Origin of the sequence: Streptomyces sp. NPDC058464 (genome assembly GCF_042721035.1) — a bacterium.
Classification (GTDB): Bacteria; Actinomycetota; Actinomycetes; order Streptomycetales; family Streptomycetaceae; genus Streptomyces.
The window spans coordinates 47,675-72,603 of sequence record NZ_JBHXMA010000035.1; the positions used below are offsets into that span (position 1 = coordinate 47,675).

A 24,929-nucleotide genomic window follows, 5' to 3' on the forward strand; every position below is an offset into this window, starting at 1 on the left:
CGACGGCCAAGTGGAGGTAATTTCTGCAGCTCAGCGTGGGTGCGGGCGGGAGTTCCACGGGGCGGCTGGTCCAGTCGGTGGGCATGGCGGGCAAAGAATTGGACAGGTGGACCCGGGTCGGCCGCATGATGGAAAGGCCGCAGACACAGGTCAACGTATGCAGAGGGAGTCGCCGTGAGGGTCGGAATCGTCGGAGCCACCGGTCAGGTCGGCACGGTCATGCGCAGGATCCTCGCGGAGCGGAACTTCCCCGTCACCCAGCTGCGCCTGTTCGCCTCGGCCCGCTCGGCCGGGACCGTGCTCGACGGTGTACCGGTGGAGGACGCGGCGACCGCCGACTACACCGGCCTGGACATCGTGCTGTTCTCGGCGGGCGGGGCCACCTCGAAGGCGCTCGCGGAGAAGGTCGCCGCGCAGGGTGCCGTCGTGATCGACAACTCCTCCGCCTGGCGCAAGGACCCCGAGGTCCCGCTGGTCGTCTCCGAGGTGAACCCGCACGCGATCGCGAACCGCCCGAAGGGCATCATCGCCAACCCGAACTGCACCACGATGGCCGCGATGCCGGTCCTGAAGGTGCTGGACGCGGAGGCGGGCCTGGAGGCGCTGGTCGCCACCACCTACCAGGCGGTGTCCGGCTCCGGTGTCGCGGGCGTGGCGGAGCTGCACGGGCAGGTGCAGAAGGTCGCCGCCGACGCGGACAAGCTCACCCACGACGGCGCGGCGGTCGACTTCCCGGAGCCGCAGGTCTACAAGCGGCCCATCGCCTTCAACGTCCTGCCCTTCGCCGGCAACCTCGTCGACGACGGTCTGAACGAGACCGACGAGGAGCAGAAGCTGCGCAACGAGTCCCGCAAGATCCTGGAGCTTCCCGACCTCAAGGTCTCCGGCACCTGTGTCCGCGTCCCGGTGTTCTCCGGGCACTCCCTCCAGGTCAACGCCCGGTTCGCCCGCCCGATCTCCCCGGAGCGCGCGACCGAGCTGCTCGCCGGCGCGCCCGGCGTCGAACTGTCCGACATCCCCACCCCGCTGCAGGCGGCCGGCCGGGACCCGTCGTACGTCGGCCGGATCCGCCGCGACGAGACGGTGGAGAACGGCCTCGCGCTCTTCGTCTCCAACGACAACCTCCGCAAGGGGGCCGCGCTGAACGCCGTGCAGATCGCGGAGCTGGTGGCGGCGGAGCTGTCGGCCGAGTAGGGGGCCGTGCGCGCCTCAGGGGGTGCCGCGTTCTGCCGTCGGGCGAGTGCGGCGCCGTCCTGGCCGGTCGCGCAGTTCCCCGCGCCCCTTCGGGCGCGTTGTAGCAGGTTCGTCATCGAAGGGGAGCCCGACACCGTGAGCAACAGTCGGCCGTCGTGTGACAGGTCGCTTGTCCTCGACGGCAAGGTCGCCATGATCACCGGGGCCTCCAGCGGGATCGGGGCCGCCGCTGCCCGGCTCTTCGCCCGTGAGGGGGCCGCGGTCGTGGTCACCGCCCGGCGGGCGGAGCGGCTGGAGTCGCTCGTCGAGGAGATCCGTGGCTCAGGCGGGCGGGCCCTCGCCGTACCGGGGGACGTCGCCTCCGCCGACGACGTCGAGCGGGTCGTGCGCACGGCCGTCGACGCCTTCGGCCGGCTCGACTGCGCCTTCAACAACGCCGGGTTCGGCACCGCCGGCACCGACCTGCACGAGACCGGCCAGGACGTCTACGAGCGGACCATGGACGTCAACGTGCGCGGCGTCTGGAACTGCCTGCGCTCCCAGGTCCCCGTGATGCTCCGCGACGGCGGCGGCACGATCGTCAACACCTCCAGCGTCGCGGGGCAGCGGGCCACCGGGGCCTCGGCCGCGTACGTGGCCGCCAAGCACGCCGTCCTCGGGCTCACCCGGGCCGCCGCGGCCGAGTACGGGAAGCGCGGCATCCGCGTCAACGCGCTGGTGGTGGGCAGCACGCTCACCGAGATGATGGACCGGGTCGTCCGTGAGCTGCCCGAGCTGGGCAGGCAGTTCGAGCAGGAGACGCTGCAGAAGCGGATGGCCGACCCCGCCGAGGTGGCCCAGGCGGCGCTCTGGCTGTGCAGCGACCGGTCCTCCTTCGTCACCGGCGCGGCCGTCCCGGTCGACGGGGGCACGACGGCCGTCTGAGGCGGCCCGGGGCCTCCGACCGCGCGATCTCTGGGGTTTTCCCTCGTCGCCCTCGTCCCTGCTCCCGTGGAAGGATGGCGCAACCCACACATAACGAGGAGATGACCGCGTGCCTGGCACAAACCTGACTCGCGAAGAGGCACAGCAGCGGGCGAAGCTGCTCACCGTTGACTCGTACGAGATCGATCTCGACCTCTCCGGCGCGCAGGAGGGCGGTACCTACCGGTCCGTGACCACGGTGCGCTTCGACGTCGCCGAACCCGGCGCCGAATCCTTCGTCGACCTGGTGGCCCCGGCGGTCCACGAGGTCACCCTGAACGGTGATCCGCTGGACCCCGCCGAGGTCTTCGCCGACTCCCGGATCGCGCTGCCCGGCCTGCTGGAGGGCCCTAACGTCCTCCGTGTCGTCGCGGACTGCGCGTACACGAACACGGGTGAGGGCCTGCACCGGTTCGTCGACCCCGTCGACGAGCAGGCCTACCTCTACACCCAGTTCGAGGTGCCGGACGCCCGCCGGGTCTTCGCCTCCTTCGAGCAGCCGGACCTGAAGGCGACCTTCCAGTTCACCGTGAAGGCGCCGACCGGCTGGACGGTGATCTCGAACTCGCCGACGCCCGAGCCCAAGGACGACGTCTGGGTCTTCGAGCCGACGCCCCGCATCTCGTCGTACATCACCGCCCTGATCGTCGGCCCCTACCACTCGGTGCACAGCGTGTACGAGAAGGACGGCCAGAGCGTCCCGCTGGGCATCTACTGCCGTCCCTCGCTCGCCGAGTTCCTCGACTCGGACGCGATCTTCGAGGTGACCCGGCAGGGCTTCGACTGGTTCCAGGAGAAGTTCGACTACGCGTACCCGTTCACCAAGTACGACCAGCTGTTCGTGCCGGAGTTCAACGCGGGCGCGATGGAGAACGCGGGCGCGGTGACCATCCGCGACCAGTACGTCTTCCGGTCCAAGGTGACCGACGCGGCGTACGAGACGCGCGCCGAGACCATCCTGCACGAGCTGGCCCACATGTGGTTCGGCGACCTGGTCACCATGGAGTGGTGGAACGACCTGTGGCTGAACGAGTCGTTCGCCACCTACACCTCCATCGCCTGCCAGGCGTACGCCCCCGGGTCGCGCTGGCCGCACTCGTGGACAACGTTCGCCAACTCCATGAAGACCTGGGCGTACCGGCAGGACCAGCTGCCCTCCACGCACCCGATCATGGCCGAGATCCGCGACCTGGACGACGTGCTCGTCAACTTCGACGGCATCACCTACGCCAAGGGCGCGTCCGTCCTGAAGCAGCTCGTCGCGTACGTCGGCATGGACGAGTTCTTCAAGGGCGTGCAGGCGTACTTCAAGCGGCACGCGTACGGCAACACGCGCCTGTCCGACCTGCTGGGCGCCCTGGAGGAGACCTCCGGGCGCGACCTGAGCACCTGGTCGCAGAAGTGGCTGCAGACGGCCGGTATCAACATCCTGCGCCCGGAGGTGGAGACGGACGCCGACGGTGTCGTCACCTCCTTCGCCATCCGCCAGGAGGCCCCGGCGCTGCCGGCCGGCGCCAAGGGCGAGCCGACGCTGCGCCCGCACCGGATCGCGGTCGGCCTGTACGACCTCGACGAGGCGAGCGGCAAGCTGGTGCGCACCGACCGGATCGAGCTGGACGTGGACGGCGAGCTGACCGCCGTACCGCAGCTGACCGGCCGCACCCGCCCGGCGGTGTTCCTGCTCAACGACGACGACCTGTCGTACGCCAAGGTCCGCCTCGACGAGCAGTCGCTGCGCTTCGTCACCGAGCACCTCGGCGACTTCGAGTCCTCGCTGCCGCGCGCCCTGTGCTGGGCGTCCGCCTGGGACATGACCCGGGACGCGGAACTCCCCACCCGCGAGTACCTGTCCCTCGTGCTGTCCGGCATCGGCAAGGAGTCGGACATCGGTGTCGTCCAGTCCCTGCACCGCCAGGTGAAGCTGGCCGTCGAGCTGTACGCCGACCCGGCCGCCCGTGAGGCCCTGCTCACCCGCTGGACCGACGCGACGCTGGCCCACCTGCGGTCCGCCGCGCCGGCGAGCGACCACCAGCTGGCCTGGGCGCGCGCCTTCGCGGCCACCGCCCGCACACCGGAGCAGCTGGACCTCCTGGAGAGCCTGCTGGACGGCACCCACACCATCGAGGGCCTGGCCGTCGACACCGAACTGCGCTGGGCGTTCGTGGAGCGGCTGGCCGCGGTCGGCCGCTTCGACGAGGCGGAGATCGCGGGCGAGTACCAGCGGGACAGGACGGCCGCGGGTGAACGGCACGCGGCCACCGCCCGCGCGGCCCGCCCGACCGAGGAGGCGAAGGCGGAGGCATGGGCGTCGGTCATCGACTCCGACAAGCTGCCGAACGCCGTGCAGGAGGCGGTGATCGGCGGCTTCGTCCAGACCGACCAGCGTGAGCTGCTGGCGCCCTACACCGACAGGTACTTCGAGATCCTGAAGTCGGTGTGGGACTCCCGCTCGCACGAGATCGCCCAGCAGATCGCGATCGGCCTCTACCCGTCCCTGCAGGTCTCCCAGGAGACCCTGGCCAAGACGGACACCTGGCTGGCCACGGCCCAGCCGAACGCGGCCCTGGCCCGGCTCGTCTCGGAGTCCCGCGCGGGCGTCGAGCGCGCCCTGAAGGCCCAGGCGGCGGACGCGGCCGCCGAGTAGGCGGTACGACGGCGGGGCGGTGGGGCGCCCGGCGCGATCTGCGCCGGGCGCCCCACCTCACTCACGAAGTACCTATCACCCAGGACGAGTTGAGTATCCGTGCTCACGCCCGGGGCGGCTGCGCGTTGCGAGGATCGACGCAACGGCGCGGGAGAGAGCGCCGGGTCCCTTCGGCTCGGACAGTTCCGAGCCGGCCTGAGCCAGTTACGGAGAACTCGCCATGTCCCGTCGTATCGCCCTGTCCGTGGTCGCCGGTGTCGTCGTGCTCGGAGGGGCCGGGGCCTTCGCCCTCGCCTACGCCGGCGACCAGGAGCCGTCGCCCGCCCTCGCGCACAGCACCGTCCACTACACCGCCCCCGACGGCACCCGGGACGGCTCGCTCTCCTTCACCACCGAGGTCACCGCGCCCTCCGGCGTCAAGAACCTGAAGGTGCTGGCCTGGCCGGAGAAGTCCGAGTTCGCGACGAAGCCGCTGACCGCCAAGGACATGGCCTCGGTGGAGTCGGCGACCTGCACCCCGGCCGGCGGCCACACCGTCCGCTGCGTCTACAAGGACGCGGTGTCCGCCGCCGACGTCGCTTCCTCCACGCACGGCACCTGGCACATCGCCGTACTCGCCACGGCCAAGGACGGCCACACCACCCTCGACACCAAGGCCGCCGACTTCTCTCTCTCCTGAACCGGTCACCCGAGATGGGCGGCCAGCGCCTGCTCGATCTCCGGCGCCCGGGCGTCCTCGCCCGCCCAGGCCACGTATCCGTCGGGGCGCACCAGAACGGTCGTACGACGGCCGCTCCGCCACCGCGCCACGGCCAGCCGGTCGTCGCCGTACCGCGGGCCCCGGCCCGGGTCCGGGTCCGGATCCGGGGTGACCAGGACGAACCGGCCGCCGCGCAGGGCCTCGTACAGGCGGCCGCCGCCGGCCAGGGCGAGGTCGGGGGCCCGGGTGCCGGTGAGACGGTGGGCGCCCCGCGGCGCGGGGTAGCGGTAGCCGATGCCGGTGATCTGGCCGACGATCCTGCGGCGGACCGGGCCGGCGTGGCCCAGCGCGCGGATGAGCACGCTCCGCGCCGCCAGCAGGGGGCCCTTGGCCATCGCGAGGCGGACGATGGCGCCGCTGCTGCGCAGGACCGACCTGCCGACCGGGTGGCGTTCGCCCTGGTAGGTGTCGAGCAGACCGGGGTCCGCGTGACCGTGCAGTACGGCGGCGAGCTTCCAGCTCAGGTTGGCCGCGTCCTGCAGGCCGGTGTTCATGCCCTGGCCGCCGGCCGGGGTGTGCACGTGCGCCGCGTCGCCGGCCAGGAAGACCCGGCCGACCCGGTAGCTGGGCACCTGGCGTTCGTCGCTGTGGAAGCGGGACATCCAGCGGGCGTCGTGCATCCCGTAGTCCTTGCCGAGGGCCAGCCGGGTGATCTCCCTGACCTCGTCGAGGCCGACCGGCTCGTGGTCGGGGACGTCGCGGCCGCGGTGCCAGCAGATGACGCGGTAGTAGCCGTCGCCGAAGGGCGCCAGGAACGCGAACGCGTCGCCGACCGCGGCGGCCGTCAGCAGGGTCGCGGGCTTCTCGGCGAGCAGCACGTCGGCGAGGACGACGGACCGGATCGCCGACCGCCCCGGGAACGGCAGCCCGACCGCCTCCCGCACGGCACTGCGCATCCCGTCGGCGCCGACCACGTACGCGGCGCGCAGGTCCGCGCCGCCCCTGACGTGCACGGTGACCCCGTCCGCGTCCTGGGTCAGTCCGGTCACCTCGGACTCGTGGCGGAAGTCGACGCCCGCCTCGGCCGCCCGGCGCTCCAGCACCTTCTCGATCTCGTACTGCGGGAGGACGAGGACATGCCGGAAACGGGAGGGCAGGGTGCCGAGGTCGAGGGTGAGGCCGTCGAAGAGGTTGAGCCGGGCCAGGGGCTCGCCGACGGCTTCGAGTTCGTCGGCGAGGCCCCGCGCGTCGAGCTGCTCCAGGGCGCGGGCGTGCAGGGCGAAGGCGCGGGAGAGGTTGCTGATCTTGTGGGGGCGCTTTTCGAGGAGGGTGACCGGGACGCCGGCGGCGGCGAGGTCACCGGCCAGGAGAAGGCCGGTGGGGCCGGAGCCGACGACGATCACACGGGAGGTTCCGGAGCCCAGGGCGGGAGCCGGGCCGGTGGTTCCCGGGGTGCCAGTCGTGCCGTTCATGGGGGCCTCCTGGATACCTGCGCTCGTTTGCCAACGGATGTTGGCCAACGCTTGTTGACAAGCCTAGGCCGGACCCATTCCGCGGTCAACACTTGTTGGCCCACACTTGTTGGCCCACGTTCGTTGGCCTACGCTCGTTGGCATGACCGGCACCCCCAGTAGAAGCACGGATTCCGCGAGCGGCCCGGCGGCGCGCCGCTCCGACGCCAGCCGCTCCGCCATCCTGGCCGCCGCCCGCGAGCGCTTCGCCGCCGACGGCTACGAGCGCGCCACCATCCGCGCCATCGCCAAGGACGCCCACATCGACCCCTCGATGGTCATGCGCTACTTCGGCAGCAAGGACGGCCTCTTCGCGGCCGCCGTCACGCTCGACCTGCGGATGGCCGACGTGTCCCAGGTGCCGCCCACCGAGGTCGGGCGGGCGCTGGTGGGGCACTTCCTTGACATCTGGGAGGCGAACGAGGAGCTCACCGCGGTGCTGCGGGTCGCCGTCACCAACAAGGCGGGGGCCGAGCGCCTCCAGGGCATCTTCCGGGACCAGGTGGTGCCGGTGGCTCGGCGGGTGTGCCCGGACCCCGAGCAGGTGGCGACGCGGGCCGGGCTGTGCGCCGCGCAGCTGATGGGGCTCGCGCTGACCCGGTACGTGGTGCGGCTGCCGCCGGTCGTGGCGCTGGCCCGGGAGGAGATCGAGGCGTGGCTCGGACCGACCGTGCAGCGGTATCTGACCACGCCGAGCCCCTGAGCGACCCGCCCCGGGAAACGCGCCGAGGGCGCAGGTCGGCTCCCGTACGTGCGGTACGTACGGAAGGCGACCGGCGCCCTCGGTGGAGAAGCGGGGGAAGCGGGTGTCAGGCCTTCGCCTTGGCCTTCGCGCTCGGCTTGGTGACCCGGACCTTGGACTTGTCCAGCACCATCACCAGACCGGCGATGACCGCGAACAGCACCAGCGGGGTCAGGACGTAGAGGCCCAGCGTCTGGACGACGCTCAGGCCCGGGCCGGGGTCGTCACCGTCGTCACGCGTGAGCGCGAGGGCGGGCGACGACATGAGCAGCATCATCAGCGTCGTACCGGCAGCCAGGGCGCCGGCGCGCAGGGCGTTCTTCTTGTCCACGAACCCAAAGTTAGCGGGCCGACTTGGGGGGCGCGCGTCCGGGGGTACCTGTACGGGCCGCCGCGGGCTGCGGCGGGCTGCGGCGGCCCGTACTCACGCCGTGGACGGGCGGTCGGTGTGCAGGGTCCGGAACAGCGCGCGCACCCGCTCCGAGGCCGTCAGTTCCTCCAGGGTCACCGGGCGGCCCTTGGCGTCGGCGATCGGGAGGCGCCAGTTCGGGTACTGGTCCCAGGTGCCGGGGAGGTTCTGGGGGCGGCGGTCGCCGACGGTGTCCGGGAGCCAGACGCCGATCATGCGGGCCGGGGTGCGGAGCAGGAAGCGGTGCACGGCCCGGATCTCGGCCTCCTCGTCGCCGGTGTCGGCGGCGGCGAGCAGACCGAGGCGGGTCAGCAGGGCCAGCCATTCCGCGGTGTCGGCCGCCGCTTCGGCCCGCTCCTCCGCCAGCGGGCGGGTGAGCAGGCCGAGCCGGTCGCGGAGTTCGACGTGTTCGCCGGTGAGGCGGGCCGCGGTGGGCGGCAGGTCGTGGGTGGTGGCGGTGGCGAGGCAGTCGGCGCGCCAGCGGGCCGGGGGCAGCGGGCGGCCGTCGCCGTCCCAGTCCCGTTCGAACCAGAGCACGGACGTGCCGAACACCCCGTGCCGCTCCAGCGTCTCGCGCACCCCGGGCTCCACGGTGCCGAGGTCCTCCCCGATCACCACCGCTCCGGCCCGGGTCGCCTCCAGGGCCAGCAGGGCCAGCATGGCCTCGGCGTCGTAGCGGACGTACGTGCCCTCGGTGGGCGGGCTGCCCTGCGGCACCCACCACAGCCGGAACAGGCCCATCACGTGGTCGATGCGCAGGGCTCCGGCGTACCGGAAGAGGGCGCGCAGGAGTTCGCGGAACGGGGCGTGGCCGGAGGCGGCGAGGCGGTCCGGGCGCCAGGGCGGCAGGCCCCAGTCCTGACCGCGGGCGTTGAAGGCGTCGGGCGGGGCGCCGACGGACATCCCGGCGGCGAAGTGGTCCTGCTGGGCCCAGGCGTCGGCGCCCGCCGGGTGCACGCCCACGGCGAGGTCGTGCACGATCCCGACCGGCATGCCGGCCTCGCGGGCGGCGCGCTGGGCGGCGGTGAGCTGGGTGACGGTGAGCCAGGCGAGGCGGGAGTGGAAGCCGACCCGGTCGGCCAGCTCGGCGCGGGCGCGGGCGGTCTCCGGTGAGCGGGGGTCGCGCAGTTCCGCCGGCCAGCGGTGCCAGTCGGAGCCGTGCCGCTCGGCGAGCGCGTACCAGGTGGCGTGGTCCTCCAGGGCCTGCCCCTCCGCGGCGCGGAAGGCGTCGTAGGCGGCCTGCCGGCCGGGGGCGAGCGGTGCGGCGGCGGCCTTCTCCAGCGCCTCCCGCTTCAGCTCCCACACGGCGTCCCGGTCGATGAGGGCGCCCTGGTCGAGGACGGCGGAGCGCAGGGCTTCGGCACGGTCCGTGACGGCGGCACGGACCGCACGGCCCGTGACGGCGGCACGGCCCGTGACGGCGCCGGTGGCGGTGCCGGGGCCCGTGGCGGTGTCCTCGGCGTACTCGGCGTACTCGGCGTACTCGGGTACGGCCTCCGGGCGCAGGTGGACCGGGTCGGGGAAGCGGCGGGAGGAGGGGCGGTAGGGGGACGGGTCGGTCGGCGCTCCGGGTACGGCCGCGTGCAACGGGTTGACCTGGACGAACCCGGCGCCCGCGGTGCGGCCGGCCCAGTCGGCCAGCTCGGCGAGGTCCCCGAGGTCGCCCATGCCCCAGGAACGGCGGGACAGGAGCGAGTAGAGCTGGACGAGGATCCCGTACGAGCGGGTGGCTGGGGTGGGCAGCCGCTCGGGGGCGACGACCAGGTGGGCGCGGGCGGTGCGGCCGTCGGGGGCGGCGGCGGTCAGCAGATGCACCCCGAGCGGCAGATCCTCCACATCGCTCCGGCTCTCCCCGTCCTCCGTCCGCACCTCCAGGCGGGTGCCGGCGGGCAGGCCGAGGGCGATCTCGCCGGTGCCCGCCCAGTGGACGACCGTCGGCGGCAGCAGCCGTTCGGCGAGTTCCCGTTCCCGGTCGGCGAGGGCGGTGCGGACGGCGTCCGGGGTGCTCGCGTCGACGCCCAGGGCGCCCAGGGCGGCGGTCACGGCACCGGCGGAGGCGGCGACGGTGCGGTCCGGGGCGGGACTGTAGGAGGTGGCGACGCCGTGCAGCTCCGCGAGCCGGCGCAGCCCCGGGTCCAGGGCTTCGTTCATCTACAACCCCGGCTCGCTGGTCAGCGGCGCCGCGTCGGCGAGCGGCGGTTCGCTGGTGAGGGGCTCGGCGTCGGGCAGCGGCGGCTCACTGGTCAGCGGGGCCTGCGCGCAGGCGCCCTCGGCGCTCAACACGCACAGGTGGGGCTCCTCCGCGGTCTCCACCGGGGGTTTGGACTGGGCCGGGATCGGATGATGCACCGTTGCGGCCACGGCGGCCTCCTCGTCACGACGTCGGGTACGGCGGCGAATGCCGGGTCAGACCAGGCCTACCCCGTCGCCGCAGGGGCACTCCCCGCGGACGGCGATCAGCGCTGCGACGCGATGAACTCCGCCCAGGCCTTCGGGGCGGGCGGCGGGGCAGCGAGTTTCCGGGGGCATCATTCACTCGCACTATTCACTCAGTACATGTATCCAGTGCATACTGCTCTCCATGAGCACCCGGCACATCCTTCTGGGGCTGTTGGAGGCAGGGCCGAGTCATGGCTACGACCTCAAGCGGCGCCACGACGAACGCTTTCCGCAGGCCCGTCCGCTGGCCTACGGGCAGGTGTACACGACCCTGCAGCGCCTGGTCCGGGACGGTCTCGCCGAGGTCGAGGGGACCGACGCCGACGGGGGGCCGGAGCGGACGCTGTACCGGTCGACGGACGACGGCGCACGTGAACTGACGCACTGGGCCGGGGAGATCGCGCCGCCCGCGCCCTTCGTGGCGAACGAGATCTTCGCGAAGGTCGTCGTCTCGATCCTGGCCGGTGGCGATCCGGCCGCCTATCTGCGCGCCCAGCGTGCCGCGCACATGGAGCGGATGCGGGAACTCACGGCTGTGAAGACGGCCCGGGGCGCCGATCTGGCGACCGTGCTCTCGGCGGACTTCGCCCTCAACCACCTCGATGCCGACCTCCGCTGGATGAACACCACGGCGGACCGGCTGACCACTCTGACCGCGGAGGTCGACGCAGCATGACCAACAAGGGGGACTCCCCGGCGCCGCTTCTGGCGGGCCGGGACCTCGTCAAGGCGCACGGCAGGACGGCGGCACTGCGCGGCGCCTGTGTCGAGCTGCGCGCCGGCGAGATCCTCGCCGTGACCGGGGCCAGCGGCAGTGGCAAGTCCACGCTGCTGCACTGTCTGGCCGGGATCGTGCGGCCGGACGCGGGGGCGGTGACCTACGACGGGTCGCGGCTCGACCAGCTGCCGGAGAAGCGGCTGAGCGAGCTGCGGCGCTCCGACTTCGGCGTGGTCTTCCAGTTCGGGCAGCTGATCCCGGAACTGACCGCGCTCGACAACGTGGCGCTGCCGCTGATGCTGGCCGGAACGGCCCGCACCGAGGCCCGGGCGCGGGCCGGCGAGTGGCTGGAGCGGTTCGGGGTGCGCGGACAGGAGGAGTTGCGGCCGGGCGAGATGAGCGGCGGCCAGGCGCAGCGGGTCGCCCTGGCACGGGCGCTGGTGACCGGCCCGAAGGTGGTCTTCGCTGACGAGCCGACGGGGGCGCTGGACTCGCTGGCGAGCGAGCAGGTGATGACCGCCCTGGTGCACACGGCCCGCGAGTCGGGTACGGCTGTCCTGCTGATCACGCACGACGCGCAGGTGGCGGCGTACGCGGACCGCGAGGTGCGGCTGGGCGACGGGGCCGTACTGCCGGCGGAGGTGGCCGCGTGAGGGCCGATCTGGCGCTCGCCTGGCTGCTGACCCGGGGGTCGGACCGGCGGGAGTGGTGGCGGGTCGTGCTGACGGCGGCCGGGGCCGCCCTCGCGACCGGGCTCGGGACGATGGTCGCCGTGCTCGTGCCGATGGACGGCCACCATCACATCGGGGTCGGCGGCGGGCTGCTGGACGAGCAGGGGACCCGGGGCGGCGTGGTCGTCGCGCTGACGATGCTGCTCATTCCGGTGTACGGGTTCCTCGGGCAGAGCGCGCGGATCGGTGCCGTGCATCGCGAGCGGCGGCTGGCCGCGCTGCGGCTGGCGGGGGCCGGGGCCGCGCAGGTGCGGCGGATCGCGGCGCTGGAGTCGGGGCTCGCCTGCCTGGCAGGCTCCGCCGCGGCCACGGCGGTCTCGCTGCCGGTCCTGCTCCGTCTGTGGTCCCACCCCGCTCCCCTGGCCTGGGCCGGGATCGCCGCGGTGACGCTGCTGGTGCCGACGGCCGGCGCGACGGTGAGCGTGCTGTCGCTGCGCCGCGTGGTGGCGTCGCCGCTGGGTGTCGTACGGCGGGTGCGGCCGGCGGGCCCGGGGCGGCTGTTCCTGGTGGCGACCGTCCTGCTGGGCGTGTCCGCGCTGTTCCTGGTGGTGGCCGTGTTCGTGCGCGACCCCTTCTCGCTCCCCCTGTTCGGGCTCGCCGTCGGCCCGCTCGTGGTCTTCGCCCTGTGCCTGCTGGTGGGCGCCGCGGCGGTGTGGCTGGCGGGCTGGTCGTCCGGGCGGCTGGGCTCGGCGCTCGCCGCCCGCACCGGCAGTCCCGCGGTGCTGATCGCGGCGGAACGGCTCCGCGACGACCCGTGGGCGGCGGCCCGGACCCACGCGGCCGTGCTGCTCGTGACGGTCGTCGGAACGGGCTTCGTGGGGGTGCGGCAGGTGCTGCTCGCCGATCTGCGCGCGTCCGAGCGCGAGGGCCACCTCGGGATGGGCCTGTCGTACTACACCGACGGGCTCGATCTGACGGCCGCCGCGATCCTCGTCGCCCTGGCGATCGTCCTGGCCGCCCTCGCCGTGGGCACCGCGGAGTCCCTGGCCACCCGGCGCCGGGGCCTGGCGGTCCAGACCGCCGTCGGGGTGCCGCACGGGGTGCTGGCCCGGGCGCTGCTGCTGGAGACCGCGCTGCCGCTGCTCCCCGCGGTCGCGGTGGCGGGTGCGGGCGGCATGGGGATCGGGGTCTGGTACTCGGCGCTCGTCGGGGAGCGGACCGGCGCGGGCGTGCCGTACGCGGCGCTGCTGGTCCCGGTGGGCGTGTACGCGTGCTGTCTGCTCGCCGCGGCCACCTCGCTGCCCCTGCTGCGCCGCTCGGTGCGCCCGGCGGAGCTGCGCTACGCGTGACCGCCGGACGAGTGTCCGGCCCCCGGGTGGGGCACGGGACACCCCGGGGCACGGGACATCCCGGGGGCACGAGGGACCCCCAGGGGTACGGGGGACCCCCGGGGGCCGGAGCACACCGTGCCCGGGTATGCGAAGGCCCGGATCGTCAGGCGGAGATGCCGTCGATCCGGGCCAGAGCGTCGTCCGCGCCGTACGGCTGCAAGTAGGGCAGCCAGCGCGGGTCCCTATGGCCGGTCCCGATGATGCGCCAGGCCAGGCCGGTGGGTGGGGCTGGTTTGTGCCGCAGCCGCCAGCCGATCTCGAAGAGATGGCGGTCGGCCTTGACGTGGTTGCAGCGGCGGCAGGACGCCACCACGTTGTCCCAGACGTGCTGACCCCCGCGGCTGCGCGGGATGACGTGGTCGACGCTGGTTGCGACGCCACCGCAGTACATGCACCGGCCCCCGTCGCGCGCGAAGAGCGCCCTGCGGGTGAGAGGAACGGGCCCCCGGTAGGGAACCCGTACGAATCGCTTGAGCCGGACCACGCTGGGTGCGGAGACTGTGACGGTTGCGCTGTGCATATAGGCGCCGGATTCCTCCAAGGCGACAGCCTTGTTCTCCAGGACGAGGACGAGCGCGCGGCGGAGCGGTACGACGCCGAGCGGCTCGTACGACGCGTTGAGGACCAGGACATGCGGCACGGGGGCCTCCTTGGGCGTCGGCGGCGCGTGGCTCGCGCCGGGACGATCTGTGGCCAGTCTCCCCTCCTGCCTGGTGGACGCGCCACCATCTCCCGGTAACGGGCTGGGAGTGTTTTCGACCACACCGCATTCATCCCCCGGTTGCACCCCTTTTCAAGCGGGCCGTTTCAAGCGGTCCTGTTCAGGCGGTCCTGTGCGGCGGAAGCGACCGGAAGTGAGAAGCAGGCGTGAGGACGGTCTCTCCTTCTCGTATCGGCCGGGCCCACACACAATGCCCCGTTAGTGTGGTGTTCCTGCCCGTCCGGTGACCTTTCCGTGACCTTGAACGCCGTACGTGACCTTGAACGCCGTGCCGGAGGGCAGTACCGCACCGCCTGGAGGTACCCGCCGTGTCCTTGCCCGCCGTCCTACTGGCCGCCGGTTCGTCGCCGTCGCCGACCCCCTCGGAGTCGTCGACAACGACCGTGCCCACGCTCCAGGACGCCCAGGAGAGCGCCGCCAACACGGCCAGCTGGGTCGAGCAGAACTGGTCGACGTGGCTGGCGATCGGGCTGAAGGTGCTGCTGGTCGTGGTGATCGCGGTGGTGCTCAGAAACGTCGTGCTGCGGGCGATAACCAAGTTCATCGACCGGATGAACCGGACGGCCGAGTCGGCGGAGGGCACCACCCTCGGCGGGCTGCTGGTCAACGCCGAGCGGCGGCGGCAGCGCTCGCAGGCGATCGGGTCGGTGCTGCGGTCGGTGGCGAGCTTCCTGATCCTCGGCACGGCCGCGCTGATGGTGCTGAGCAGCTTCCAGATCGACCTGGCCCCGCTGCTGGCCTCCGCCGGTGTCGCCGGTGTCGCGATCGGTTTCGGCGCCCGGAACCTGGTCACGGACTTCCTGTCCGGCGTGTTCATGATCCTGGAGGACCAGTACGGCGTCGGCGACTCGATCGACGCCGGGGTCGCCTCCGGCGAGGTGGTCGAGGTCGGCCTGCGGGTGACGAAGCTGCGCGGCGCCGACGGTGAGATCTGGTACGTCCGCAACGGCGAGATCAAGCGCATCGGCAACCTCTCGCAGGGCTGGGCCACGGCCGGCGTCGACGTCACCGTCCGGCCCAGCGAGGACCTGGACCAGGTGCGGGCCGTCCTGGACGAGGTCGCCGAGAAGATGGCCAAGGAGGAGCCCTGGAACGAGCTCCTGTGGGGTCCGATCCAGATCCTCGGCCTGGACTCGGTCCTCATCGACTCGATGGTCGTCCGGCTCTCCGCCAAGACCATGCCGGGCAAGGCGCTGACCGTGGAGCGCGAGCTGCGCTGGCGGATCAAGCGGGCGTTCGACGCGGCGGACATCCGGATCGTCGGCGGTGTCCCGGCCGCGGCTTCGGAGGACGAGGCCGCGGACCCGGCGGACGGGGTGGCGGCGCCGTCGGTGTTCTCCAACTCGGACTCGCCGCAGGTGGCGGCGACGACGCCGATCGCCTCGCAGCGGTCGGGCGCTAAGTAGTTCCGCCGCCGCAGGCCAGCCGGTAGGCCTCCTTGACCCAGGCTTCGCCGCCTGGGTCGACGCCGCAGGCCAGGCCGGCGTCGGTGTTGCCGTTGACCCAGGTGGTGACGCTGCCGTAGACGTTCCGGCCGGGGCAGGCGACGGTGAAGCCGCCCTGGACGACCCGCACGCTCTTGGCGTCGACGTAGCGCCCGCCGTGCCCGCGGGTTCCCATTCTGAGCGGCGCCGGCTTGCGGTCGGCCGAGTCCTCCCCGGGGGCCGCGTACTCCCCGACGTCCCACAGCTTGAGGTGCTTGGCGAGCGCGGCCAGGACGCGGTGCGCGGAGACGCTGCCGTCGCTGGTGTCGACCCTGGGCACGACGTTGCGGACGAGCCGGGTGTGGAAGGTGATCCAGCCGCTGTCGCCCTCCTTCACCGTCACGACCGGGGAGAGCTCGGTGAGCCGCTCCTCGCGGGTCACACCGGCCCACCGGAAGGTGCCGCCGGGGCAGGCGGGGGCGGTGGCGGACGCCTTGGCCGAAGGGCTGGTCGCGGCCGCCTTCCCGGTCGTCGTGGTGCAGCCCGCCGTCGCGAGGACTAGGGCGAGACCCAGCCCGATGTGCCGCCGCTTCACTTCGTACTCCCGGTCTCGATCGTGCGCACCGTCTGGCAGAGCGCGAGGAAGACGGCACCGTGGAAGACGGCGGTGTCGGTCCTGAGGCCCTTGCCCGCGTGGAGCTCGACGCGGGTCTCCCCCGAGGCCTCGTCGTAGGTGACCGAACCGTCGGCGGACGCCTTGCCCCGGAACGGACGCCAGGAGAAACCGACCGGGTTGCCGTCGCCGACCTCGGACGCCCGCCGGGCCGCGCGCAGTTCGGTGCGGACGAGGGAGAGCGGGATGCCGGTGAGGGTGTGCGTCTGGGTGCGGTCGAGGGCGTTCTCGGAGACCGGGATGCCCAGCCCGCGCGCCGCGCGCACCAGCGAGCGGGTCCGCCAGGCCGCCCACAGCGGGGAGAGCAGTGCCATCGCCACCGGTATGGCGCTCACCTCGCGCAGGGTCGACCAGGCGAGGCCGTCGTCGACGAAGGCGAAGACGCACGGCGGCACCATCACCGGCACGGAGTCGACGAAGGTTCTCAGCGACAGCCGCAGGAACAGCCGTCTCGGGTAGGTCATACGAGTCACCGTTCTCCTGGTCGATGCCCGGATCAAAGGGCAGGAAACTGTGAGCGGGACCCCGTTGACCAGCGCGGACGAAGATCGTGACGCAGCCGTGATCACAATCCGGCCGTCGGCCGGATTCAGATGGTCTTCACAGGCCCCGCGCATTCTCCGCGCATCGGTGATGATCTATGGTCGCCCCACTACGGGCCCTTGTTCTGGAGCGCGACGTCGCCCGGGGGCCCGTCTCGAATGTGGGGATACATGAGAAAGCTCGCCATAGGCACCGCCCTGTCCGGTGCCCTGGCCCTGGCCGGCATCGCGGCGCCCGCCGCCTCCGCGGCCACTCCGAACCTGGTCTTCTCCGACGTGACCGTGAACAAGGGCAAGGCGATCGTCGTCGGCACCACCAAGACGGTGAACGTGCCGGTGACGTACACCCTGACCCGGCCCGCCGACCTCGTCATCGACAACAAGAAGACGTTCGCCGCGGTGACGCTCTACCGCGGCACGCTGAAGTCCCTCGGCAACGAGCTGGACCCGGAGGTCATGCCCACCTGCACGACGACCGCCACCACGGACACCACGGTCACCGAGAGCTGCTCCGAGACCATCCCGGTCGACCCGGAGTACCTGTTCGAGGCCGCGGACGCCACCACGTGGAAGGCCGCGGGTCTGTACGCCCACCTCGACAGCACCTCGTCGGACGACTTCCTCAGCTCCGAGTACGACGCGGCCATGTGGGGCAACCTGACCACGGCCAAGGTGCAGCGGGCGGCCAAGCTGACCGTCAACGCCACCCCCGAGCCGGCGGTCCAGGGCAAGACGCTCACCGTCAAGGGCAAGCTGACCCGGGCGAACTGGGAGACCGGCAAGTACGCGGGGTACAAGGGGCAGAAGGTCGTCCTCCAGTTCCGCGCCGCGGGCACCAGCACGTACCAGAACGTCAAGGGCATCACCTCCGGCACCGCCGGCGCGCTGTCCACCACCGTGAAGGCCTCGAAGCGCGGCTACTACCGCTTCGTCTTCGCCGGTACGACGACCACCGCCGCGGCGAAGGCCACGGGCGACTACGTCGAGGTGGACCCGCCGGCCCTCCAGCTCTGACAGAGCCCCAGGCGCACAGCGGGGCCCGTCCGGATCTTCCGGGCGGGCCCTTCGCATGCCCAAGCCCAGGTAACGACTGCGTTGCCGCCCCGGCGGGCTATTGACGCTCTCCTTCCGGCGGCTTACGTTTTCCAGCCAACAGGAAACTTTCCTAACAGTGATCAAGGGATGGCCGCCTCAGGTGGTCCACCCGGGTGGACCGATCGTCCGTGTCACTGGGAAACTGAGCGGCTGGAAAGGCAGGTGTCGAACCCCATGGCAGGAACCGCCGGTACGCCGGGCACCCCGCGTGTGCTGCGCGCCATGAACGACCGCGCCGCACTGGACCTGCTGCTGGAGCACGGCCCGCTGTCCCGCACCCGGATCGGCAAGCTGACCGGCCTCTCCAAGCCGACCGCCTCCCAGCTGCTGGCCCGCCTGGAGGCGGCCGGGCTGGTGCTGGCGACCGGCACCAGCGAGGGCCGGCCGGGCCCCAACGCCCAGCTGTACTCGGTGAATCCGCGTGCGGCCCACGCCGCCGGCCTCGACGTCAACCCGGGCCGGATCCGGGCCGCCGTCGCCGACATCACCGGCCGTACCGTCGGCGAGTACGAACTGCCCACCCCCGGCCGGCGCTCCGCGCAGTCCGTCGTACGGCAGGTCACCGACGCCCTGGACGGCGCCGTGAAGGCGGCCGGGCTGGCCCGGGACGACGTCCACCGGGTCGTCGTCGGCACGCCCGGCGCCTTCGACCCCAACACCGGCCGGCTGCGGTACGCCTCGCACCTGCCCGGCTGGCACTCCCCCGCACTGCTCGACGACCTCGCCGCCGCGCTGCCCATGCCGGTCGAGTACGAGAACGACGTCAACCTCGCCGCCATCGCCGAACAGCGGCTCGGCGCGGCCCGCGGCCACGGCGACTTCGTGCTGCTGTGGAACCAGGAAGGCCTCGGCGCCGCCCTGGTCCTCGGCGGCCGGCTGCACCGCGGCTGGACCGGCGGTGCCGGCGAGGTCGGCTTCCTGCCGGTGCCGGGCACCCCGCTGGTCCGCCAGGTCACCAAGGCCAACAGCGGCGGTTACCAGGAGCTCGCCGGTTCGCAGGCCGTGCCCCGGCTGGCGCGCGAACTGGGCATCGAGGACCTGCCGGACGGGCCGTACGACGAGGCGGCCGCCGAACTCGTCGCCCGCGCCGCCGACCACGCCACCGGCCCCTACCACCAGTTGCTCCGGACCTACGCGACCCGGCTCGCCACCGGTCTCGCCTCCCTCGTCTCCGTCCTCGACCCCGAACTCGTCGTCCTCAGCGGCACCGCCCTGACCGCCGGCGGCGAGGTGCTGCGCGCCCTCGTCCAGGCCGAACTGGAGGAGCTGGCGGCCGCCCGGCCACGGCTCGTCGTCGGCGACGTCCGTGAACACCCCGTGCTGCGCGGCGCGCTGGAGAGCGCGCTCGCGACCACCCGCGACGAGGTCTTCGACACCTCGCGCTGAGCCCCTGCCCTCTCTCTGCCCCTCTCCGCCTCTCTCCGCCTCTCTCCGCCCCTCGACTTCCCGCACAGCCTTCCCTTCCCACACCGCCCGCCCCGGGAGACCTCGCCATGCCCATACCCTCCGCTGCCCGAAAGACGGCTTTTGCCCTGACCGCGGCCGCCAGTTCGCTGGCCCTGCTCACCGCCTGTACCGGCCAGTCCTCCTCCGGAGCCGACGACGACGCCTCCGCGAACACCACCATCAACTTCTGGCACGCCTGGAGCGCCCCGAACGAGGTGAAGGCGGTCAACGCGCTGATCGCCGGCTTCGAGAAGGCGCACCCCAACATCCACGTCAACGTCGTCAGCAACATGACGGACGACAAGATCAACCAGGCGCTGCGCAGCGGCGGCGACAAGGCCCCGGACGTCATCTCGTCGTTCACCACCAACAACGTGGGCAAGTTCTGCTCCTCGGGCGCGCTCGTCGACCTGAACCCGTTCTTCAAGAAGTCCGGCATCGACCCGGCGACGACGTTCCCGAAGGCGATGAACGAGTACACCCAGTACGACGGCAACCGCTGCTCGGTGCCGCTGCTCGGTGACGCGTACGGCCTCTACTACAACAAGACGGCGTTCAAGGCGGCCGGTATCACCAGCCCGCCGAAGACGTGGACCGAATTCACGGCCGACGCGAAGAAACTGACGATCACCCAGGGCGACAGCTACAAGCAGCTCGGTTTCATGCCGGACTACCACGGCTGGGAGACCACGACCGAGCACTACCAGGCACAGTTCTCGCCGACGTACTTCACCGCCGACGGAAAGTCGAACGTCGCGAAGGACCCGGCGTTCACCGAGGCGTTCACGCTCCAGAAGAACCTCGTCGACGAACTCGGCGGATTCCAGAAGCTGGAGAAGTACCGGGCGACGCTCGGCGACGAGTGGGGCGACAAGCACCCCTTCCAGACCGGCCAGGTCGCCATGCAGCTCGACGGCGAGTGGCGGCTCGGCATGGCGCTGGACGCCAAGACGAAGTTCGACATCGGCGTCGCCCCGCTGCCGGTGCCGGACGACCAGGTCGCGCAGTACGGCAAGGGCTACATCACCGGCACCATCGCCGGAATCGCCGCCAACAGCAAGAAGCAGAACGCGGCCTGGGAGTTCGTCAAGTACATCACCACGGACACGGACGCGGTGGTCAACTTCTCCAACGCCATCCACAACGTGCCGTCCACGCTGGCCGCCCTGAAGTCGCCGAAGCTCAAGTACGACCCGCGGTTCAAGACCTTCCTGGACATCGCCGCCAACCCGAATTCGACGACGTCCCCCGCCTCCATCAACGGCGGTGTGTACCTGGCGACGATCCAGAACTTCGGATACGACTACGAGAGCGGCAAGGTCACCAACCTCAAGTCCGGTCTGGAGGCCACGGCCAAGCAGATCGACACGGACATCGCGCAGGCGAAGTAGCGATGAGCACCATCACGTTGGCGTCGAAGCGCCGCCGGTCGGCGCTTCGTACGGCCGCCTTCATGTCGCCCTGGCTGATCGGGTTCGCGGTGTTCTTCGCCTACCCGCTGATCTCCACGGTCTATTTCTCCTTCATGCACTACGACGGCTTCAAACCGCCGACGTGGACCGGCACGAAGAACTGGACGTACGTCTTCGAGCACTACCCCTACTTCTGGCCCGCACTGCGCAACACCCTGTGGCTGGTGCTGGTGATGGTGTCGCTCCGGGTCGTCTTCGGCCTCGGCGTCGGCATGCTCATCACGAAGATCAAGACGGGCACGGGGGTCTTCCGCACCCTCTTCTACCTGCCCTACCTGGCCCCGCCGGTCGCCGCGACCATGGCGTTCGCGTTCCTCCTCAACCCCGGTACCGGACCGGTCAACTCGATCCTCGAGAAGATCGGCATCCCGGCCCCTGGCTGGTTCAACGACCCCACCTGGTCCAAGCCGGCCCTGACCCTGCTGGCCCTGTGGGGCGTCGGCGACCTGATGGTCATCTTCATGGCCGCGCTGCTCGACGTGCCGACGGAGCAGTACGAGGCGGCGGAGCTGGACGGCGCCTCCGCATGGCAGCGCTTCCGGTTCGTCACCCTCCCGAACATCTCACCGATCGTGATGTTCGCGGTCGTGACGGGTGTCATCCAGACGATGCAGTACTACACGCAGCCGCTCATCGCCGGAAAGGTCGCCTCGGGCGTGATCCAGGGCGCGGGCACGCAGTTCGAACCCGGCTATCCGGAGAAGTCGACGCTCACCCTCCCCCAGCTCGTCTACAACCTCGGCTTCCAGCGCTTCGACTACGGCTCCGCGTGTGTCGTCGCCCTCGTGCTCTTCGCCCTGTCCATGGCGTTCACCGCGATCCTGATGCGGCGCCGGGGCGGTCTCATCCAGGCAGGTGACTGACGATGACCCAAGTGCTGGACCGGCCGGCGGAGCTGAAGGCCCCGGTGTCGGACGCCGAACGCACCGCCCGCCGCAAGGCCTTGCTGAACTGGGTGGCGGTGCACTCGCTCGGCGTCGCCGCCGCCCTGTTCTTCACCCTCCCCTTCGTGTTCGTGTTCCTGACCTCGCTGATGAGCGACAGCCAGGCGCTGAGCCGGGACCTGATCCCGCACACCTGGGAGTGGGGCAACTACAAGAAGGTGTTCGACACGCCGGGCTTCCTGACCTGGTGGAAGAACACCCTGATCTACGCCGGACTGGGCACCGTCCTGACCGTCGTGTCGTCGCTCCCGGTGGCGTACGCGCTCGCGAAGTTCCGCTTCCGGGGCCGCAACCTGTCCCTGATGCTGGTGATCTCGATGATGATGCTGCCGCCGCAGGTGGTCATCATCCCGATGTACCTGTTCTGGGCGAAGCAGCTGGACCTCTCCGGCACCCTGTGGCCGCTGATCGTGCCGATGGCGTTCGGCGACGCGTTCTCCATCTTCCTGCTGCGCCAGTTCCTGATGACGATCCCGAACGAGTACCTGGACGCGGCGAAGGTGGACGGCTGCGGCGACCTCAGGACCCTCCTCAGGGTGGTGATCCCGATGGCGAAGCCGGGGATCGCCGCCGTCGCTCTCTTCCAGTTCTTCTACGCTTGGAACGACTACTTCGGCCCCCAGATCTACGCCTCGGAGAACCCGGGCGCCTGGACCCTCTCCTACGGCCTGGAGTCGTTCAAGGGCATGCACCACACCGACTGGAACCTGACCATGGCCGCGACCGTGCTGGTCATGGCCCCCGTGATCCTCGTCTTCTTCTTCGCCCAGAAGGCGTTCGTCGAGGGCGTCACGCTCACCGGAGTGAAGGGTTAACCCATTCATGAAGCTCACTGTGGTCGGCGGAGGCTCGACCTACACCCCTGAACTCATCGACGGTTTCGCACGCCTGCGGGACACCCTGCCCATCGAGGAACTGGTCCTGGTCGACCCGGCCGCCGAACGCCTGGAACTGGTCGGCGGACTGGCCCGCCGGATCTTCGCCAAGCAGGGCCACGGCGGCCGGATCGTCACCACCTCCGACCTGGACTCGGGCGTGGAGGGCGCCGACGCGGTGCTGCTGCAACTGCGCGTGGGCGGACAGGCGGCCCGCCAGCAGGACGAGACGTGGCCGCTGGAGTGCGGCTGCATCGGCCAGGAGACCACCGGCGCCGGCGGCCTCGCCAAGGCCCTGCGCACGGTCCCCGTCGTCCTGGACATCGCCGAACGGGTCCGCCGCACCAACCCGAACGCCTGGATCATCGACTTCACCAACCCGGTGGGGATCGTGACCCGCGCCCTGCTCCAGGCCGGCCACAAGGCGGTCGGGCTGTGCAACGTGGCGATCGGCTTCCAGCGGAAGTTCGCGAACCTGCTGGGTGTCACGCCCTCCGAGATCCACCTGGACCACCTCGGTCTCAACCACCTCACCTGGGAGACGGCGGTCCGCCTCGGCGGCCCCGAGGGCGAGAACGTCCTGCCCAAGCTGCTCGGGGAGCACGGCGACACGATCGCCGCCGACCTGAAACTGCCCACGGCCCTCCTGGACCGCCTCGGCGGCGTGATCCCGTCCTACTACCTGCGCTACTACTACGCGCACGACGAGGTGGTACGGGAACTGCGCACCAAGCCGTCCCGGGCGGAGGAAGTCGCCGCGATGGAGAAGCAGTTGCTGGAGATGTACGGCGACCCGGCCCTGGACGAGAAGCCGGAGCTGCTCGCCAAGCGGGGCGGCGCCTACTACTCGGAGGCGGCGGTCGACCTGGCCGCGGCGCTGCTCGGCAGCAGCGGCAACCCCTACCAGGTGGTGAACACCTACAACGGCGGCACGCTGCCCTTCCTCCCCGACGACGCGGTGATCGAGGTACAGGCGGCGGTGGGCGCGCACGGCCCCGTTCCGCTGCCCGTCCCGGAGGTCGACCCGCTCTTCGCCGGGCTCGTCGCGAACGTGACCGCGTACGAGGAACTGGCCCTGGAGGCGGCCCTGCGCGGCGGCCGGGACCGCGTGTTCCGGGCGCTGCTCTCCCACCCCCTCATCGGCCAGTACGAGTACGCCGACGCCCTGACCGACCGACTGATCGCGCACAACCGGGAGCACCTCGCGTGGGCCTGACCGCAAGTGTCCTCGCCATCGACGCGGGCAACAGCAAGACCGACGTCGCGGTGGTGGCGGCGGACGGCGAGGTCCTCGCCACGGCCCGGGCCGGCGGTTTCCGGCCGCCGGTGGTGGGCGTGGAGCAGGCCGTGGACGAGGTGGCGACGGCGGTCGCGGCGGCGTACGCCGCCGCCGGGGTCACCTCCGTCGCCCACGTCTCCGCCTGCCTGGCCAACGCCGACTTCCCCTTCGAGGAGGAGCAGTTGGCCGCCGCGCTGGCCACGCGCGCGTGGGGGGCGACGGTGGCGGTCCGCAACGACACCTTCGCGATCTTCAGGGCCGGCGTCACCGAGCCGCGCGGGGTCGCCGTCGTGTGCGGTGCCGGCATCAACTGCGTCGGCATGCGCCCCGACGGCCGTACCGCCCGCTTCCCCGCCCTCGGCCGCATCTCCGGTGACTGGGGCGGCGGCTGGGGACTGGCGGAGGAGGCCCTGTGGCACGCGGCCCGCGCGGAGGACGGGCGCGGGGAGGGCACGGCCCTGGCCCGCGCGCTCCCGGCCTACTTCGGGTACGACAGCATGCTCGCGCTGATCGAGGCGCTGCACCGGGAGGACGTCGAGCCCGCCCGGCGGCACGAGTTGACGCCGGTGCTGTTCGCGACGGCGGCCGACGGCGACCCGGTGGCACGGGCGGTCGTGGACCGGCTGGCGCAGGAGGTGGTGGCGATGGCGGTGGTCGCGCTGACGCGCCTGGAGCTGCTGGACGAGGAGACGCCGGTGCTGCTGGGGGGCGGGGTGCTGGCGGGCGGGCATCCGCAGCTGGACGACGGAGTGCGGGAGTTGCTTGCCGCGCGGGCACCGAAGGCGGTACCGAGGGTGGTGACGGCGCGGCCGGTGCTGGGCGCTGCGCTGCTGGGGCTGGATGTGGTGGGGGCGGGGGTGGGGGTGCAGGAGAGGGTGCGCGCCTATTTCGAGGGGTGACCCGGGGTGCGGCGGGGGGGTGGGGACGCTCACCGGCGCCGGCCGGGTGCCTCCCCCAGCCTTCGGCCGGGGGGACCCCCAGCGCCCACCCGTGCCGCCCTGCGGCACGCCTGCCCGCAGCTACGGCGTGCCCCGTACGGGGCGCGGGGCTGCATTTGATTTGCGGCTGCCGCCGCG

The 24,929-nt window shown here is 71.8% G+C and carries 23 protein-coding genes; 16 read left to right on the top strand and 7 right to left on the bottom strand.

Going from position 1 to position 24,929, the window contains the following annotated elements:
- The first annotated feature begins 174 nt into the window (after positions 1–174).
- The 4 genes from ACFWPQ_RS36990 to ACFWPQ_RS37005 all read left to right on the top strand — a co-directional run bounded on the left by ACFWPQ_RS36990 (position 175) and on the right by ACFWPQ_RS37005 (position 5,480).
- Positions 175–1,194 (top strand): aspartate-semialdehyde dehydrogenase, encoded by a 1,020-nt coding sequence (locus tag ACFWPQ_RS36990; protein WP_384044862.1) that lies wholly within the window; start codon positions 175–177, stop codon positions 1,192–1,194.
- Positions 1,195–1,329: 135 nt separating this feature from the next.
- Positions 1,330–2,118 carry an SDR family NAD(P)-dependent oxidoreductase gene (locus ACFWPQ_RS36995; RefSeq protein ID WP_384044864.1) on the top strand — a complete coding sequence of 263 codons (789 nt, stop codon included), beginning with the start codon at positions 1,330–1,332 and terminating at the stop codon, positions 2,116–2,118.
- Positions 2,119–2,227: 109 nt separating this feature from the next.
- Positions 2,228–4,801, top strand: coding sequence for an aminopeptidase N (pepN, locus tag ACFWPQ_RS37000; RefSeq protein ID WP_384044867.1), 2,574 nt, complete (start codon positions 2,228–2,230; stop codon positions 4,799–4,801).
- Between the two features lie 220 nt (positions 4,802–5,021).
- Positions 5,022–5,480, top strand: coding sequence for a DUF5707 domain-containing protein (locus ACFWPQ_RS37005; RefSeq protein ID WP_384044870.1), 459 nt, complete (start codon positions 5,022–5,024; stop codon positions 5,478–5,480).
- 5 nt (positions 5,481–5,485) lie between these two features.
- On the opposite strand, the gene ACFWPQ_RS37010 is transcribed toward ACFWPQ_RS37005, so the two are convergent.
- Positions 5,486–6,973 (bottom strand): FAD-dependent monooxygenase, encoded by a 1,488-nt coding sequence (locus ACFWPQ_RS37010; RefSeq protein WP_384044873.1) that lies wholly within the window; start codon positions 6,971–6,973, stop codon positions 5,486–5,488.
- A 142-nt stretch (positions 6,974–7,115) separates the two neighbouring features.
- Here ACFWPQ_RS37010 and ACFWPQ_RS37015 point away from each other — a divergent pair, with 142 nt between their 5' ends.
- The gene (locus ACFWPQ_RS37015) at positions 7,116–7,715 is read left to right on the top strand and encodes a TetR family transcriptional regulator (RefSeq protein WP_384044876.1); all 600 of its coding nucleotides are present in this window, start codon (positions 7,116–7,118) and stop codon (positions 7,713–7,715) included.
- A 106-nt stretch (positions 7,716–7,821) separates the two neighbouring features.
- Here the strand turns inward: ACFWPQ_RS37015 and ACFWPQ_RS37020 are convergent, their stop codons facing one another.
- The 3 genes from ACFWPQ_RS37020 to ACFWPQ_RS37030 form a co-directional block, all read right to left on the bottom strand.
- Positions 7,822–8,085: a hypothetical protein gene (locus tag ACFWPQ_RS37020; protein WP_361294291.1), complete on the bottom strand. Its 264-nt coding sequence runs from the start codon at positions 8,083–8,085 to the stop codon at positions 7,822–7,824.
- A gap of 93 nt (positions 8,086–8,178) precedes the next feature.
- Positions 8,179–10,314 carry a 4-alpha-glucanotransferase gene (gene malQ / locus ACFWPQ_RS37025; RefSeq protein WP_384044880.1) on the bottom strand — a complete coding sequence of 712 codons (2,136 nt, stop codon included), beginning with the start codon at positions 10,312–10,314 and terminating at the stop codon, positions 8,179–8,181.
- The gene (locus tag ACFWPQ_RS37030; RefSeq protein WP_384044883.1) at positions 10,315–10,524 is read right to left on the bottom strand and encodes a hypothetical protein; all 210 of its coding nucleotides are present in this window, start codon (positions 10,522–10,524) and stop codon (positions 10,315–10,317) included.
- Positions 10,525–10,744: 220 nt separating this feature from the next.
- Here ACFWPQ_RS37030 and ACFWPQ_RS37035 point away from each other — a divergent pair, with 220 nt between their 5' ends.
- Genes ACFWPQ_RS37035 through ACFWPQ_RS37045 form a run of 3 tightly spaced genes read left to right on the top strand, consistent with a single transcriptional unit; the run spans position 10,745 to position 13,340 of the window.
- Entirely contained in the window at positions 10,745–11,278 is a 534-nt protein-coding gene (locus ACFWPQ_RS37035) for a PadR family transcriptional regulator (RefSeq protein ID WP_384044886.1), read from the top strand.
- Positions 11,275–11,973 carry an ABC transporter ATP-binding protein gene (locus tag ACFWPQ_RS37040; protein WP_384044889.1) on the top strand — a complete coding sequence of 233 codons (699 nt, stop codon included), beginning with the start codon at positions 11,275–11,277 and terminating at the stop codon, positions 11,971–11,973. Before ACFWPQ_RS37035 ends, ACFWPQ_RS37040 begins: the two co-directional genes overlap by 4 nt.
- Entirely contained in the window at positions 11,970–13,340 is a 1,371-nt protein-coding gene (locus ACFWPQ_RS37045; protein WP_384044892.1) for an FtsX-like permease family protein, read from the top strand. Before ACFWPQ_RS37040 ends, ACFWPQ_RS37045 begins: the two co-directional genes overlap by 4 nt.
- 145 nt (positions 13,341–13,485) lie before the next feature.
- On the opposite strand, the gene ACFWPQ_RS37050 is transcribed toward ACFWPQ_RS37045, so the two are convergent.
- Entirely contained in the window at positions 13,486–14,022 is a 537-nt protein-coding gene (locus ACFWPQ_RS37050) for an HNH endonuclease (protein ID WP_089107458.1), read from the bottom strand.
- A gap of 389 nt (positions 14,023–14,411) precedes the next feature.
- Here ACFWPQ_RS37050 and ACFWPQ_RS37055 point away from each other — a divergent pair, with 389 nt between their 5' ends.
- Positions 14,412–15,509 (top strand): mechanosensitive ion channel family protein, encoded by a 1,098-nt coding sequence (locus ACFWPQ_RS37055; RefSeq protein ID WP_384044896.1) that lies wholly within the window; start codon positions 14,412–14,414, stop codon positions 15,507–15,509.
- On the opposite strand, the gene ACFWPQ_RS37060 is transcribed toward ACFWPQ_RS37055, so the two are convergent.
- Positions 15,502–16,122 carry a hypothetical protein gene (locus ACFWPQ_RS37060; RefSeq protein WP_384044899.1) on the bottom strand — a complete coding sequence of 207 codons (621 nt, stop codon included), beginning with the start codon at positions 16,120–16,122 and terminating at the stop codon, positions 15,502–15,504. The genes ACFWPQ_RS37055 and ACFWPQ_RS37060 overlap by 8 nt on opposite strands.
- On the bottom strand, positions 16,119–16,664 hold the full coding sequence (locus tag ACFWPQ_RS37065) for a hypothetical protein (RefSeq protein WP_384044902.1): 546 nt from the start codon (positions 16,662–16,664) through the stop codon (positions 16,119–16,121). Before ACFWPQ_RS37065 ends, ACFWPQ_RS37060 begins: the two co-directional genes overlap by 4 nt.
- Positions 16,665–16,913: 249 nt before the next feature.
- On the opposite strand from ACFWPQ_RS37065, the gene ACFWPQ_RS37070 reads away from it, so the two are divergent.
- From ACFWPQ_RS37070 to ACFWPQ_RS37100, 7 genes are all read left to right on the top strand, one after another.
- Positions 16,914–17,756, top strand: coding sequence for a hypothetical protein (locus ACFWPQ_RS37070; protein ID WP_384044905.1), 843 nt, complete (start codon positions 16,914–16,916; stop codon positions 17,754–17,756).
- Between the two features lie 255 nt (positions 17,757–18,011).
- Positions 18,012–19,223: an ROK family protein gene (locus tag ACFWPQ_RS37075; RefSeq protein ID WP_384044908.1), complete on the top strand. Its 1,212-nt coding sequence runs from the start codon at positions 18,012–18,014 to the stop codon at positions 19,221–19,223.
- A gap of 107 nt (positions 19,224–19,330) precedes the next feature.
- A complete protein-coding gene (locus tag ACFWPQ_RS37080; protein WP_384044911.1) occupies positions 19,331–20,674 on the top strand; it encodes an ABC transporter substrate-binding protein in 1,344 nt (447 codons plus the stop codon).
- Positions 20,675–20,676: 2 nt separating this feature from the next.
- A complete protein-coding gene (locus ACFWPQ_RS37085; RefSeq protein ID WP_384044914.1) occupies positions 20,677–21,618 on the top strand; it encodes a carbohydrate ABC transporter permease in 942 nt (313 codons plus the stop codon).
- 2 nt (positions 21,619–21,620) lie between these two features.
- The gene (locus tag ACFWPQ_RS37090; RefSeq protein WP_384044917.1) at positions 21,621–22,514 is read left to right on the top strand and encodes a carbohydrate ABC transporter permease; all 894 of its coding nucleotides are present in this window, start codon (positions 21,621–21,623) and stop codon (positions 22,512–22,514) included.
- Positions 22,515–22,521: 7 nt separating this feature from the next.
- A complete protein-coding gene (locus ACFWPQ_RS37095) occupies positions 22,522–23,790 on the top strand; it encodes a 6-phospho-beta-glucosidase (RefSeq protein ID WP_384044920.1) in 1,269 nt (422 codons plus the stop codon).
- Entirely contained in the window at positions 23,781–24,752 is a 972-nt protein-coding gene (locus tag ACFWPQ_RS37100) for an N-acetylglucosamine kinase (protein ID WP_384044923.1), read from the top strand. Before ACFWPQ_RS37095 ends, ACFWPQ_RS37100 begins: the two co-directional genes overlap by 10 nt.
- Positions 24,753–24,929: the final 177 nt, after the last annotated feature.